Genomic DNA, 13,869 nt, shown 5'->3' on the forward strand with positions numbered 1-13,869 from the left:
TGGCGACGGCCCAACAGCTGGTGGCAGGCCGCAAGCGCGGTTCGGGCCGACGCCGAACGACCGGAGCACTGCGGATGCAAAGGAGGAGGAGGGGCGACGACTACGGTCCATCGGACAGCACAGGGGAGAGAGGGCCGCCGAGATCGATCTCGTCGAGTTCGCACCCGAGCCTGGGTTGACGGGAGATTTGCAAGGAAACTGCTCGCTCGAGCGTCTCAACGACGATGGGACGATTTGGCGGCAGTGTGCGGCCTTCTCGAACCGGTGTGTACATGGCCTCGGTGACTCTGTGCGCGGCGGGAGTGCCGTTCGTGCGCGCCGCGCTATGCCAGCGCGCTCGTGACCGCGGCCAAGCTCGATCTCGATTACCGCGCGACCGTGTGCTCGCTCCCGGACCCGACGTCTCCCTGATCATGACGGTTGCCGCCTGTCGAGAACGCTCGCTAGGGTCGCTTCGTCCCGTCCTTCGTGGTCCGCGTCGAGCACTCTTTGCTGCGGCGCGCAGGGAAACTGTGGAAGAACCGGCGCGACGAGTCCCGTTCGAGCTCGAGATCCACCAGGGTGCCCTCACTCCGTCGTTCGTCCAGCTCTACGAGGAGAGCTTCGGATCAATGGTCCGTCTCGCAGTGGCGCTCACGGGTTCGGAAGCGTCGGCAGAAGACCTCGTTCAAGATGCGTTCGTCCGCGTCCACGCTCGTTGGGGCCGCATCACCACACCCACCGCTTACCTGCGTCGCGCCGTGGTCAACGCGTGTCGATCGGCGGGACGCCGTGCGACGCGCGAGCGCGCGGCGTCCTTCCGAGAGCGCGCGACGACCGACTCGTTGAACGCCGACGAGTTGTTTGATGTGCTGGAGAGGCTGCCGTATCGACAGCGCGCCGCGCTCGTCTTGCAGTTCTACGAAGGTCTCTCACAAGCCGAGATCGCGGACGTACTCGGGTGCCGCGAGGGCACGGTTGCCTCGCTCGTGCATCGCGGACTCGCGCAACTGAGGAGGGTGGTCGAACGGTGAGCGACGACGAGTTGGCGAAGTCGCTCGAGCGAAGCATCGAGCTTCGCGTCCGCAAATTGTCGCCGCGGGCAGACATCGAGGACCTCTTTGCTCGAGTGGGGCGCCGAGCGACTCGCCAACGGCGTGCGTTCGTGGCTGGCCTTGTCGCAGTCCTCGTCGCCGCGGGATACGCCGGCTACCTGATCGGAAACGCGAACGAAGCTTCCGGCACTCGCGCGGTCGCTGCACAGAGCGATGGCTTGCCGAGCCCTGAAGCGTCGTCCTCGGCTCTCGAACCGGCCGACGTCGACGCCGCACGCGCCGCAATCGCTCAGGCGTTTCGCGACGCTTTCGCGGGAAGCACCCCGGAGAGGACGAGAGTTGCCGCGCTCCAGGACGGAGACTCGCTCCAAGGTTTTCGCCGCGAGGTCTTGACCTACGCGGAGCTTCACGGTTACACGAGTGAGCAGCTCGACGGAATCTCGATCAACGTTCTCGATGTCGCCTTCATCGATCAGACCCACGGGGCTGTGCGCTTCACCGTCACGGTCCCGGAACACGGTGACGTGCTCGTCGATCGAGTGGGGTACGCCGTCTTCGACGGCGGTCGCTGGAAGGTCGCGGTCCGCACCGCCTGTGACCTGCTCTCCCTCGGCGGACTCCGCCAACGGTGCCCGCCGCAATGAGCGGCTCTCGTCAGGACGCGGCGCGGGGCTGGAGCGGGGGAGAGCGGGCCAGGTGGCGTTCCGCGAACGTAACGAGCGGTGGTAACCGGCAACAATGGCGGCCGCGACCACAGGCACTCCAAGATCTGTGGCACATTTGTCGCCACGGGCAAACGATCGGAGCACTGCGGATGCAAAGGAGGAGGGGCGACGCGCGACGACGCGTGCGCCCGCGCGGTGTCGTCGCCCTCGCGTCGCTGATCACCGTCACCTTCGCGCTCGCGGGCTGCAGCGGTGGCGGGGACACCGACAACGCGACGGTGATCGAGGCGGGACCGGTCGACATCAAGCTCCCCCAGGGCTACAAGGTCGTGCACGGGAAGATCGTGGCGCCCACGAGCAAGCTGGCATCGGCGTCGACACCCGCGTCGGGGGCATCGGGAGCTACGGCCGCGGCTGACTCCTCGACCGGAACCACCATCCCCCTCGACAACAAGGAGGACCCCACGAAGACGCTGTTCGCCGCGCTCGGGAAGTTCCGCACCTGCCTCGACGATCTCGGGGTGAAGTTCATCGGCGCCCCCAACGCGGCGGATCCGAGCTCGCCGACCAACGACCCCAGCTACCTCGAGAGCCTCACCACCTGCGCGGCACGCTCCAACATCGTGCAGGCGCTGCAGGCGTCCCAGGGCGCGAACGACAACCTGTCGCCCGCGGACATCGAACGGCGGAACAAGGGTTACCTGATATGGCGCTCCTGCATGATCGATCGCGGGTGGAAGATCGACAAGCCGAAGCCCGACAGCCAGGGGCGGCTCTTCGCGTTCGGCGGCTCCGGCGGCTCGCAGAGCCAGATACAAGCGCCGCCGGGCAAGGACCTGCTCTCCAGCAAAGACGTGGAAGAGTGCGCGGGCAAGGCACAGAAGGCGACCGGGCTCTAGGAAGCTGAGAAGCGGGGGACCGAAGCGTGCGGAAATGGATCCTGGCGGGGATGGCGGCGGTCCTCGTCGTCGGCGGGGGCATCGTGTACTTCTCGTCGAGTGGTGGCAGCTCGGACTCCAAGCCGCTGTTGATCACGGCGACCGCTCAACCGCGCGACCTGCGCGACGAGGTGACCGTGCAGGGCACGCTGGGCCGCGTCGAGCAACGGACCGTCAACAGCGTGAACGAAGCGGCGCAGGTGAGCCAGGTCTACCTCGACGATGGCGCGACGCTCACGGGCAACGAAGCCATCCTCGCGCTCGACGGCCGCGACTCGGTCACCGCGGTGGGCGCGTTCGCGTTCTTCCGGAAGCTCGACGTCGGGGCGGAGGGAACCGACGTCCGGCAGCTCGAGCAGATCCTGAAGGCCGCCGGATACTCGCCGGGCACCGTCGACCAGCTCTACACCGTGCAGACCAGCTTCGCGCTCGCGCAGTGGCAGGCCGCGCACAACTACCCCGGAGCGACGCCACAGACCACGCAGACGGTGAACGTGGCGCTCCAGCAGGGAGCCGGGTACGAGCTCGGCCAGGAGACGTCGGCCGGTTTGACGATCGGTCCGCCACCGATCGCCAAGGCCGCCGCCATCTTCCGTCCCACCGGCGTGAGCCCCGCCGTGGGCGAGGAGCTCACGATCGTCTCGACGTCCAGCGTGGTGAACAAGCCGGCCCCGGCCACTTTTGTCGTGAGCGCGAGCGTCACGAGCCCATCGCCGATCTCGTTCACCGTGTCACTCGGGGGCACCGCGACCTCGAACGATGTGATCGCCCCGGTTGGGTCGTTCACCCTCCCCGCCAACGCCCCGTCGACGACGATCCAGATCCTCACCAAGCCGGACACGCTGGTGGAGCCGAACAAGACGCTGACGGTCTCGCTCGACGCGGACCCCCCGAACTACAGCGTCGGCTCGCCCGGCTCGGCGACCACCACGATCGTGTCCCACGCCGTGCCGCAGCTCACCCTCACCGGTTCGACCACGGTGCAGCAGGGGCAGTCGGCGACCATCACCGTGACCGCCGACCAGGCGCCCCTGAACACCACGCAGGTCGGCCTGAACGTCGGTGGCAGCGCGACGCCCGGCACCGACTATGCGTCGTTCCCGCCGGTCGTCACCCTCGCTGCCGGCCGCACCACGACCACGCTCACGATCACCACGAAGACCAGCTCGGTGGTCAAGCCCAACCGGAGCATCGTGATCGGCTTGGCGCCGGCCGCGGCGTACACGGTCGGGCCGGTGAATACCGCGACGATCACCATCGCGGGCGCCAGCGGCGACGCCGCGCGTCCAGTGGTGACGATCACCGCGGGCAACCTGCGCATCACCGCGGGCCAGGGTCAACCCGCGCAGTTCACGATCGCGCTCGACCGCGCCCTCAGTGAAGAGCTCCAGGTGAACATCGCCTTCGGCGGGGATGCCGTGGCCGGGTCCGACTACAACCCGCCGGGCGGGCTGCTCACCGTGCCCCCGGGGCAAACCGCGCTTCCCGTGACCGTTCCGATCCTCGACAACGGTCTGGTTCAGCCGGACAAGCTGTTGGTGGTGTCGGTGCTCCTGAGCCCGGGCTACGTCGTCGGCGACCCCGGCGCCGCGCTGTCGGTGATCGTGTCCACGAATCTGCCCGAGGTCAACATCGTCGGCGGTCCGGCAGCTGTCGGCCTGGGTGGCGGTGCGGTGTTCACGATCATTGCCGACCAACCGCCCATCAAAGACACATCGATCTCGTACACGGTGACCGGTTCTGCGAAGCAAGGTACGAACATCGTGCCGCTCACCGGTACCGCGTTCCTGCCCGCGGGTGAGACCAGCGTCACCGTTCCCGTGCTCACGCTCAACACCAACGTCTACTTCGTGCCGACCGACATCATCGCGGGGAAATACCCCACGCGCCTGGGTGAGGTGTTCGTGGAAGAGGGCGACGTCGTGGTCGCGGGTAAGCCGTTGTTCTCGCTCACCGAGACCTCGTTCGCGGTCACGCTCGACACCAGCGCCGCCGACCGCACGAAGCTGAAGGTCGGACAGAGCGTCACCGTCCAGCTACAGGGTGGCGACGGGACGGCCCCCGGCGTGATCTCCGAGCTCGACGACAACGTCACCACCGATCCGGATACGAAGAAGCAGACCTACAAGGGGACGGTGCAGGTCGAGGGTGAGCTCGGTGCCGCCGACGGGGCACCGGTCACGATCGAGGTGGTCCTCGAGGAGCGTGTCGGTGCTCTGACCGTACCCATCGCGGCGGTCAAGCAGAACGGTTCGGGGGACGACGTGGTGCGCGTGATCGATCTCGACCACGGTGGCCGGACGCGCGAAGTGCGGGTGAAGACCGGGCTCTCGGAGGGTTCCTACATCGAGATCCAGTCGGGTCTGCGCGCCAACCAGGTCGTGGTCGTCGAGGTCGATCAGGGGTCGCAGGGATGACCGCGGTGACCAACGGGTCGCCGCTCCTCGAGCTCACCAACGTCTCCCGCGTCTACGGCGAGCAGGTGAAGGTCTACGCGCTGCGCGACGTGTCGTTGCAGATCCACGCCGGCGATCTTCTCGCCATCGTCGGGCCGTCGGGTTCGGGCAAGTCGACGATGCTCGGGCTTCTCGGCGTGCTCGACCGACCGACCGAGGGAACGGTGGAGATCTCGGGAGTCGATACCGGGACGCTCGACGACGCGGCCCGGTCGAAGCTCCGCGGCGAGTCGGTCGGCTTCGTGTTCCAGCAGTTCCATCTGATCCCGCACTTGAGCGCGCTCGGCAACGTCGCGACCGCGCTGCTCTTCCGCGGCCTGAGCCGGGCCGAGTGCCGTGACCGTGCCACGCGTGCGCTCGAACAGGTGGGCCTCGCGCCTCGAGCCGACCATCGCCCGCTGCAACTCTCCGGCGGGGAACAGCAGCGCGTGGCGATCGCGCGCGCGATCGTCACCGAACCGATCATGGTGCTCGCCGACGAGCCCAGCGGCGCGCTCGATTCGCAGAACGCGGGGATCGTCATGGAGATCTTCGCGAGTCTCGAGTCTCGCGAACGGGCCGTCGTGCTCGTGACGCACGACCCCCGGATCGCCGCGACCACCAAGCGAGTGGTCTCGATGCTCGACGGGGAGATCGTCGCCGACGAACGCCAAGTGCCGGTTCCGTTCCAAGGACACGTGTGAGCCGCGCCCGCGAGCTGTTCTCGGTCGCGGCCACAGGGATCGCCGCCCGCAAGGTGCGCACCCTGCTGATCCTGCTCGGGCCGGTCGCGGGCGTCGCCGCGATGGTCGGCGCAGTGGGTCTCACGGAGTCCGCCAAGGGCGACCTCCGCGAGAAGCTCGCCGAGCTCGGTACCAGCCTGATCACCGCCGAAGCGGCGGGCACGTTCGGCCAACAGAACCCCACGTTGCCGAAGGACGCGGTGCACCGGGTCGAAGCGTTGCCGACGGTGATGCGCGCGTCGGCGGTCTCGGAGATCGCCGGTGTCGTGACGCTCCCGAACGCGGGTTCCGCGGACTTCTACCAGGCGTTTCCCGTGCCGGTGCTCGCCGCCGACGGTGCGTTGCCGGGCGTGCTCGAGGTCCCGTTGCGCAGCGGTCGTTGGTTGCGCCAAGGCGATCGGAAGAACAAGGCGCGGGCGGTGGTGATCGGGGCCGGGCTCGCCGATCAATACGCAGTCGTGCCCGGCGAGATCCGCACGATCACCCTCAACGAGATCGACTACGGCGTCGTCGGCGTGCTCGACCCAGTCGCGCTCGACCCGAACCTCGACAACGCCGCGTTCGTGACGCAGTGGTCCGCCAAGCACGACTTCGACACCGAGGGTGAGCCCACCAAGATGTACATACGCGCCGCCGGCGGGACCACCAACGAGACCAACGACGCGATCGCCACTGCTATCAGCCTCGGCGGCACCGACGAGGTCTCGACGAAGATCCCGAGCGATGCGCTGGAGGCGTCGGCCCAGGCCGACAAGACACTCCAGCAGACGGCCCTCTTCGCCGGGTTACTCGCGCTCGCGATCGGCGGGCTCGGGATCGCCAACGTGATGTCGATCTCGGTGATCCAACGCTCGTCGGAGATCGGGATCCGGCGCGCCCTCGGGAGCACGCGCTCCTTGATCGCGCTCCAGTTCCTGCTCGAAGCGCTGTTCGTCGGGATCCTCGGCGGTGTGATCGGGGCGCTCGTCGGTGTCGGGGTGGTGTACCTCGTCTCCGGTCTCGCCGATTGGGTCGTCGTGATCAACTACGGGAAGATGCCCCTCTGGATCGGGCTGGCCGTGGGTGTGTCCGTCGTCGCCGGGCTCTACCCCTCGGTGAAGGCGGCCCGCCTGGAGCCGCTGGAGACCCTCCGCCTCGGGTGAGAACCTCTAGCCTCGAACGATGAATCTTCCGAGCATCGAAGGGCCGGTCACCGGGGGGAACGGCCCCTTCGTCGGCGGAGTTGCGGCGGGCCTCGCCGAGCACGACTACACGCAGACGGAGTACTTCCTCGCCGGCACCGCCGACGCGTACGAGGTCACCGGCGACGGTGCGACGAAGACGGTCGACTCCGCCGACTACCGCACGCGCATCCTCGTCTACCGCCCGGCCGACGCCGCGCGCTTCAACGGCACCGTCGTCGTCGAGTGGCTGAACGTGAGTGGCGGGGTCGACGGATCACCCGACTGGACGTTCCTGCACCGCGAGATGATGCGGAGCGGGTACGCCTGGGTCGGCGTGTCGGCGCAGTCGGTGGGCGTGCACGGTGGCCAATCCCTCGTCGCAACCGCGAACGCGATGGGTCTCACGGAAGTGGATCCCGAGCGCTACGGGCCGCTCGCGCATCCCGGCGACGTCTTCTCCTTCGACATCTACACCCAAGCCGGGGCGGTTGCCCGGGGCGTCCCCGGAACTGCGCTCGCCGAGCTCCCGGTGGAGCGCGTGATCGCGATCGGCGAGTCGCAGTCGGCGATGCGGCTCACCGCCTACGTCAACGTGGTCGACGCGATCGCGCAGGAGTACGACGGCTTCTTCGTGCACGCGCGGGGTCGCTCGGGGTCACCGCTCGACGCGAGCGGGCCGATGCGCGACCCGTCGGCGCCACCCGAGCCCTTCCGCGAGGGCCTGCGCGTACCCGTGCTCTGCTTCGAGGCCGAGACCGACCTCATCGGCTTGGGCTACTACCCGGCGCGCCAGCCCGACAACGACAAGTTCCGCTTGTGGGAGGTGGCGGGCACGTCGCATGCCGACGTGTACACGTTCATTGCGGGTTTCGTCGACAGCGGTGCGCTCCCGATCACCGAGCTCGCCGCGCTGTGGGCGCCGACGACGTCGCCGATGGGCTTCGAGCTGGACCAGCCCATCAACACCGGTCCGCAGCACTACGTGCTCCAGGCCGCGCTCGCGCACTTCGACCGCTGGCTGCGCGACGGCACGGCGCCACCGTCCGCACCGCGGCTCGAAGTACAGCCGGGTGAACCGGCCACGTCGTTCGTCGTCGACGAGCACGGCATCGCGCGCGGCGGCATTCGCACACCGCACGTCGACGTGCCGATCGCGACACTGTCGGGTCTCGGCAACGGCGGTGCAGCGATCTCGTTCTTGTGCGGCACGACGATCCCGTTCAGCGCGGAGAAGCTCGCCTCGCTCTACACCAGCAAGCGCGACTACTGCGCGAAGTTCGACGCGGCCACCGACGCCGCCGTCGCCGCCGGCTTCTTCCTCGAAGCCGACGCCCCCGAGATCAAGGCGATCGCCGCCGAGCTCTACCGCGGTTAGCAGCGAACCGGCGTCGTTCGAGTCGGTTATACCGACTCTGCTGACGCCGGTTGAGTGTCAGCGGCCGGAGAAGGTTGCTTTGCCGGGGCCGTCGGCGAGGAAGCTCTGGATGCCGGTGGTGGCATCCTCGGTCTCGAAGACCTCGGCAAAGCCGCCGGCCTCGAGATCGAGCGCATCGCCGAGCGGGAGGTCGAAGCCCTCGTCGATCACGCGCTTGGCGATCCCCATCGCGACGACCGCGCCCGCGCCGAGCGACGCCGCCCACTCGAGCGCGGCGTCGAGCGCACCGCCCGCGGGCACGACGCGGTCGACGAGCCCGAGCGCGACCGCCTCGTCGGCCTTGACGTGCCGACCGCTCCAGATGAGGTCCTTCGCCCGCGCGGGCCCGACGAGCCTCGACAGCCGCTGCGTACCACCCGCGCCCGGGAAGATGCCGAGTTGGATCTCGGGAAAGCCGAGACGCACGCCGTCACCGGCAACGCGCAGGTCGCACGCCAGCGCGAGCTCGAAGCCGCCACCCAGCGCGAAGCCCTCGATCGCCGCGATCACCGGCCGCGGGATCGATCCGAGCGCATCGAACGCGGCGCGGAACGCGGCCGTGACGCGCGGCGCTGCGTCAACCTCGGTGAACTCCGAGACGTCGGCACCCGCGGCGAGCGCTTTCGCGTTGCCGGTCACGACGACGGCCTTCAGGTCGTCGTCGTGCGCGAGCACGTCGGCGTGCGCGGCGATCTCTTCGAGCAGCGCGATCGACAGCGGGTTCAGCGGCGGGCGGTTGAGCCGGAGCAGCGCGATGCCATCGCGCCGTTCCGACTGCAAGATCGGATCGGCCACGCTACTTCGCGTAGTCGAAGAAGCCGCGCCCCCGCTTGCGGCCGAGCAAGCCGGCTTCCACCATGCGGCGGAGAAGGGGCGGCGCCGAGTAGAGCGGCTCCTTGAACTCCTCGTACATGGAGTCGGCAACCGCCTTGATGGTGTCGAGGCCGATGAGGTCGGCGAGCGCGAGGGGACCCATCGGGTGCGAGCAACCCTCCACCATGCCGGCATCGATGTCGTCGGCAGACGCGAAGCCTGAATCGAGCATCCGGATCGCCGAGAGCACATACGGCACGAACAGGAAGTTCACGATGAAGCCGGCACGGTCGCGCGACCGGATGACGCGCTTGTCCAGCTTCGTAGTAACGAACTCCTCCACTTGATCGGCAGCAGCCTCGCTCGTGACGATCGACGGGATCAGCTCGACCAGATGCTGCACGGGTACCGGGTTGAAGAAGTGGAGCCCGAGCACGCTCTCCGGGCGCTGCGTGGCCATCGCGATCTTCATGATCGGGATCGACGACGTGTTCGAGGCGAGGATCGCTTCGTCGTCCTCGAGGATCTTGTCGAGCTTCCCGAACACCTCGAGCTTCTCGTCGACCGACTCGATGATGGCCTCGATGACGAGCTCACGGTCGGCGAGGTCGCCGAGGTCGGTGGTGAGCAGCAAGCGGGCGAGGACGGCCTCGCTCCCCGTCTCGTCGAGCTTGCCGCTCCGCACCGCACGGGACAGCGACGTCTCGATGCGCTCGAGCCCCGCGGCAGAGGTCTTGGCGTCGGTCTCGCACACGATCACGTCGGCCCCGGCCCTCGCGCACACTTCCGCGATCCCGGAACCCATGAGCCCGGCGCCGACGACGCCGACCCGCTCGATTCCCACGTGAACCCTCTCGGTAAGATTTGGCTCGTCAGGTTTGGTCGTCAGGTTTGGTCATCGACCAATTCGGTCGCCGCAGTGTAGGGATCGACAACCCCCGCAGCGACTCGAGCAGCCACGCTATCGAAGCGGGCTCCGCTGCAGATGTCATCGGCGCGCTTGGCCACCCGCTCGAGCACGATCCCGCGCAACTCGTCCCGAACGCGCAGTTCGCGCCGACGGGCCAGTTCCCCGGACGCCTCGAGGTAGCGCCGGTGGCCGGTCACCGCGTCGACCAGCTCGTCGAGACCGCGACCCTCGATGGCGACGGTGGGCACGATGGGAGGCACCCACTCCCGTGGTCCGTCCTGCGGTTCCTCCACCGAGGCGCCCAGCATCAACATCCCGTGCAGGTCGTTGACGGTCACCTCGACGCCACCGCGATCGGCCTTGTTCACGACGAACACGTCGCCGATCTCGAGCAGGCCGGCCTTGCTGGCCTGGATCGCGTCGCCCCAACCGGGCGTGACGACGACAACGGTCGTATCGGCGGTTCCGGCCACGGCCACCTCGACCTGACCGACTCCCACCGTCTCGACGAGGATCCACGCGTAGCCCGCGGCATCGAGCACGCGCACCGCGTGCGGTGCCGCGCGCGAGAGTCCGCCGAGCTCCCCGCGCGTCGCCATCGAACGGACGAAGACGCCGTCGTCGGTGTCGTGGTCCTGCATGCGCACGCGGTCGCCGAGGATCGCACCGCCGGTGAACGGGCTCGTTGGATCGACCGCGATCACCGCAACGCGCTCACCGGCACCGCGGAGCCGGCCGACGAGTCCGTCGGTGAGCGTGGACTTGCCCGCACCGGGCGCTCCGGTGAGGCCGACGACGGCAGCATGCCCGGCCGCGGTGGGCGGCAATGCTGCGAGCGCGTCACGCGCGGCCTCACCGCCCGACTCGACGATGGTGAGGAGTCTGGCGAGTGCGGCGCGGTCGCCGTGGCCTGTCGCGTCGACCAGCGCCGCGACCGGCGACGTCACTCTTCGATGGAGTCGTCGACGACCGCGGTGACGCCCGGCGCGCGGTCCATGATGATGCGCTCCACTCCGGCCTTCAGGGTTTGCATCGAGATGGGGCAGGTTCCGCACGCGCCGACCAGAGAGACGTGGACCACACCGTCGTCGTCGAGCTCCTGAAACTCGATGTCGCCGCCGTCGCTCTGGAGCGCCGGGCGGATGAGCTCGATGGCATCGCGGATGCGCTGCTCCAGCTCGGCGGGTTCGAGATCGGTGTCGATCGGCATGAGAACGTCCTTCACTCTCGGCTCGCTCGCTACGCCGAAGGGTACCTGCGGCGCGGCCGCTCACTCCCTATCGGCTCGCTCCGGCCTCACCGCTATTCGCGCACCCGGAGCACGTTGGCCCCCAGCACTTGCAGGGTCGCGGCGAGGTCAGGGTAGCCACGGTCGACGTGATGGGGGTCGAGCACGACCGTCTCCCCCTCGGCCGCGAGGCCCGCGATCACCAGCGCCGCCCCCGCCCGCACGTCGAGAGCCCGCACGGGGGCTCCCGACAGCCGAGGCACGCCCCGCACGACGGCATGGCGCCCCTCGTGCCGGACGTCGGCACCCATCCGGTTGAGCTCCGGGACGAACCCGAGACGGTTGTCGAAGACGTTCTCGGTGACGATGGCGGTGCCCTCGGCGATCGCCAGGAGCGCGACCACGAGCGGGAGGAAGTCGGTCGCGAAGCCCGGGAAGGGGAGCGTGGCGACGTCGACGGCACGCAGCCGATCGTCGGCGCGGGCCCAGATCCCGTCGGGCGTGGGCGACACCTTGAGTCCCATCTCGCCGAGCTTGACCGCGATCAGCTCGACGTGTTCGATACGCGCGCCCTCGATCGTGATCTCACCGCCGGCAATTCCGCACGCCATGAGAAGCGTGCCGGTCTCGATGCGGTCGCCCATGATCTCGGCGTCGACTGGCTCGAGCGACTCCACACCTTCGACCTCGATGGTCGACGTTCCCGCGCCGAGCACGCGCGCGCCCATGCGGTTCAACATCGCCGCGAGCTCGGTGATCTCGGGCTCGCGCGCCGCGTTCTCGATCACGGTCTGCCCCTTCGCGAGCACCGCGGCGGTGAGCAGGTTCTCGGTGGCGCCGACGCTCGGGAACTCGAGCACGATGCGCGCACCTCCGAGGCGGTTCACCCTTCCTTCGATGAAGCCGTGGACGACCGTCAGGTCGGCGCCCATCGCCCCGAGGCCACGCAAGTGCATGTCGAGCGGACGGCTCCCGATGTTGTCGCCCCCGGGCATCGCGACGCGCGCCTCGCCGCAACGCGCGAGCAGCGGACCGAGCACGTTCACCGACGCGCGCAGTCGGGTGACGAGCTCGTAGGGCGTCTCCGGATCGAGCGGGCCCGACGTGTCGATACTGAGCTCGCGCTCACCGGTCCAGGCGACCTCGGCGCCGACCGCGCGCATGACGTCGATCATCACGTCGAGGTCGGTGACGCGGTCCATGTTGCGCAGCGTCGTCACGCCGGGTGCGAGGAGCGCGGCGGCCATCTGCTTCAGGCCGAGGTTCTTGGTGGCGCCCGAAACGCGCACGCGCCCGGAGAGCCGCTCGCCCGCGAGCACGACGAACGCGTCGGTCATCGGGCCCGCGCTCCGGTCACTCGGCACTCCCGTCACTCGGCGAAGCTGAGCGGGAGGTCGCCCTCGCGCTCGGGCACCGGGATGCGCCACACCTCCATGGGCTGCACGATCCCCGGGATCGGCCGGTACCCGAGCGGTACGGCGCCGAACTCTTCGCCCACCGCCGCCGCAACCGCGGTCGTCGCGAGGATCTCACCGGGCCCCGCCGCATCGCAGAGACGCGACGCGAGGTTGATCGCCATCCCGATGAAGTCGTCGCCCTCGAAGAGGATCACCGGACCGGCCGCGATTCCCGTGCGAAGCGGGAGCACGATGTCGGCGCTCTCGAGCTGCTCCGTGAGATCGAGCATGCCGGCCACGATCGGGCGAACTTCGGTGGAGACGAACATGCAGCCGTCACCGAACCACTTGCCCACCCGGATCCCGTGGTCAGGAGCAAGCCGGCGCACCAACGCCCGGAACGTGGAGAGCACCGCGACCGCTTCCTCGTCGCCCAGCGTGTCGTTCATACGGGTGAACCCACACATGTCGACGAACGCAAAGCACCGGTGGACCCGCATGCCAACAGTTTGGCAAACCGCACGCGGGATCGGCGGATTGGTCCTGTCTATGGGTCGCTCACTACGAGCCGGGATACCCGGCTCGTGGCCGTTCGCTCCTGACTATGGGTCAGTCGCCCGCCCCGATCTCGACGGCATACACGTTGTAGAGGAGCTCGGCGCCCCGGCGCCGGTGCTGGGCGAGGAGACGGACGACCTCCGCGGTGACGCCTGCGAGCCGTTCGTCGTCGATGCCGGCACCCTCCCCGAGGAGCCCCGCAGCGCGGTCCATGGCGGTCGCGATGACGGCGTGGTCACGCTTGAGCCGGTCGACCTCGGGCGCGGCTTCGGCAGGAGCGTCGTCGAGCAGCTCCTCGAACAGCCCTCCCCCGCCCTCGGCGTACTCGACATGCAGGTCGAACGCGGAGCGCAACGCCGTGAGCGCGTCGGCAAGTGCCACCGAGTCGGCCGCCGACTCGCACGCCGCGGCGAACGCGTGGTGGGCCTCGCGGAGCGCGTCGCGCTGCGGCTGGACCCGATCGACTGCCTTGGCTGTGCGGTCAACGTCACTCGGCATACGACCCCCTCACGGTATTGGCCTGTGGGCGCGGGCCTCGGCGTGTCCACCATTGGACGCCGGATCGGTGCCC

The 13,869-nt window shown here is 68.9% G+C and carries 14 protein-coding genes; 7 read left to right on the forward strand and 7 right to left on the reverse strand.

Annotated features, from left to right (window positions below):
* Window positions 1–512: 512 nt before the first annotated feature.
* The 7 genes from WD271_02745 (at window position 513) to WD271_02775 (ending at window position 8,353) form a co-directional block, all read left to right on the forward strand.
* Window positions 513–1,013 (forward strand): sigma-70 family RNA polymerase sigma factor, encoded by a 501-nt coding sequence (locus WD271_02745; protein ID MEX1006742.1) that lies wholly within the window; start codon window positions 513–515, stop codon window positions 1,011–1,013.
* The gene (locus WD271_02750) at window positions 1,010–1,678 is read left to right on the forward strand and encodes a hypothetical protein (protein MEX1006743.1); all 669 of its coding nucleotides are present in this window, start codon (window positions 1,010–1,012) and stop codon (window positions 1,676–1,678) included. The genes WD271_02745 and WD271_02750 overlap by 4 nt, the downstream gene beginning before the upstream one ends.
* A gap of 170 nt (window positions 1,679–1,848) precedes the next feature.
* Window positions 1,849–2,598 carry a hypothetical protein gene (locus WD271_02755; protein ID MEX1006744.1) on the forward strand — a complete coding sequence of 250 codons (750 nt, stop codon included), beginning with the start codon at window positions 1,849–1,851 and terminating at the stop codon, window positions 2,596–2,598.
* A 26-nt stretch (window positions 2,599–2,624) separates the two neighbouring features.
* The gene (locus WD271_02760) at window positions 2,625–5,054 is read left to right on the forward strand and encodes a Calx-beta domain-containing protein (GenBank protein ID MEX1006745.1); all 2,430 of its coding nucleotides are present in this window, start codon (window positions 2,625–2,627) and stop codon (window positions 5,052–5,054) included.
* On the forward strand, window positions 5,051–5,776 hold the full coding sequence (locus WD271_02765; GenBank protein ID MEX1006746.1) for an ABC transporter ATP-binding protein: 726 nt from the start codon (window positions 5,051–5,053) through the stop codon (window positions 5,774–5,776). The genes WD271_02760 and WD271_02765 overlap by 4 nt, the downstream gene beginning before the upstream one ends.
* A complete protein-coding gene (locus WD271_02770) occupies window positions 5,773–6,957 on the forward strand; it encodes an ABC transporter permease (GenBank protein MEX1006747.1) in 1,185 nt (394 codons plus the stop codon). The genes WD271_02765 and WD271_02770 overlap by 4 nt, the downstream gene beginning before the upstream one ends.
* Before the next feature lie 19 nt (window positions 6,958–6,976).
* The gene (locus WD271_02775) at window positions 6,977–8,353 is read left to right on the forward strand and encodes an alpha/beta hydrolase domain-containing protein (protein MEX1006748.1); all 1,377 of its coding nucleotides are present in this window, start codon (window positions 6,977–6,979) and stop codon (window positions 8,351–8,353) included.
* Window positions 8,354–8,410: 57 nt separating this feature from the next.
* Here the strand turns inward: WD271_02775 and WD271_02780 are convergent, their stop codons facing one another.
* From WD271_02780 to WD271_02810, 7 genes are all read right to left on the reverse strand, one after another.
* The gene (locus WD271_02780) at window positions 8,411–9,187 is read right to left on the reverse strand and encodes an enoyl-CoA hydratase/isomerase family protein (protein ID MEX1006749.1); all 777 of its coding nucleotides are present in this window, start codon (window positions 9,185–9,187) and stop codon (window positions 8,411–8,413) included.
* Between the two features lies 1 nt (window position 9,188).
* A complete protein-coding gene (locus WD271_02785; GenBank protein ID MEX1006750.1) occupies window positions 9,189–10,049 on the reverse strand; it encodes a 3-hydroxybutyryl-CoA dehydrogenase in 861 nt (286 codons plus the stop codon).
* 41 nt (window positions 10,050–10,090) lie between these two features.
* A complete protein-coding gene (meaB, locus tag WD271_02790) occupies window positions 10,091–11,062 on the reverse strand; it encodes a methylmalonyl Co-A mutase-associated GTPase MeaB (protein MEX1006751.1) in 972 nt (323 codons plus the stop codon).
* Entirely contained in the window at window positions 11,059–11,292 is a 234-nt protein-coding gene (locus tag WD271_02795) for a NifU family protein (GenBank protein MEX1006752.1), read from the reverse strand. Before WD271_02795 ends, meaB begins: the two co-directional genes overlap by 4 nt.
* Window positions 11,293–11,417: 125 nt before the next feature.
* Window positions 11,418–12,680, reverse strand: a complete 1,263-nt coding sequence (murA, locus tag WD271_02800) for a UDP-N-acetylglucosamine 1-carboxyvinyltransferase (protein ID MEX1006753.1) — start codon at window positions 12,678–12,680, stop codon at window positions 11,418–11,420.
* A gap of 32 nt (window positions 12,681–12,712) precedes the next feature.
* Complete coding sequence (locus WD271_02805; GenBank protein MEX1006754.1) at window positions 12,713–13,240, reverse strand: adenylate/guanylate cyclase domain-containing protein; 528 nt, start codon at window positions 13,238–13,240, stop codon at window positions 12,713–12,715.
* Between the two features lie 109 nt (window positions 13,241–13,349).
* Window positions 13,350–13,796, reverse strand: coding sequence for a hypothetical protein (locus tag WD271_02810; protein MEX1006755.1), 447 nt, complete (start codon window positions 13,794–13,796; stop codon window positions 13,350–13,352).
* Window positions 13,797–13,869: the final 73 nt, after the last annotated feature.

It is taken from the genome of Acidimicrobiia bacterium (assembly GCA_040880805.1).
Classification (GTDB): Bacteria; Actinomycetota; Acidimicrobiia; order IMCC26256; family DASPTH01; genus DASPTH01.

Excerpts from the sequence above, each read along its gene's own strand:
- WD271_02755 (MEX1006744.1), top strand. The coding sequence starts at position 1,849 with ATGCAAAGGAGGAGGGGCGACGCGCGACGACGCGTGCGCCCGCGCGGT.
- WD271_02765 (MEX1006746.1), top strand. The coding sequence starts at position 5,051 with ATGACCGCGGTGACCAACGGGTCGCCGCTCCTCGAGCTCACCAACGTC.
- WD271_02775 (MEX1006748.1), top strand. The coding sequence starts at position 6,977 with ATGAATCTTCCGAGCATCGAAGGGCCGGTCACCGGGGGGAACGGCCCC.
- murA (MEX1006753.1), bottom strand. The coding sequence starts at position 12,680 with ATGACCGACGCGTTCGTCGTGCTCGCGGGCGAGCGGCTCTCCGGGCGC.
- WD271_02805 (MEX1006754.1), bottom strand. The coding sequence starts at position 13,240 with ATGCGGGTCCACCGGTGCTTTGCGTTCGTCGACATGTGTGGGTTCACC.
- WD271_02810 (MEX1006755.1), bottom strand. The coding sequence starts at position 13,796 with ATGCCGAGTGACGTTGACCGCACAGCCAAGGCAGTCGATCGGGTCCAG.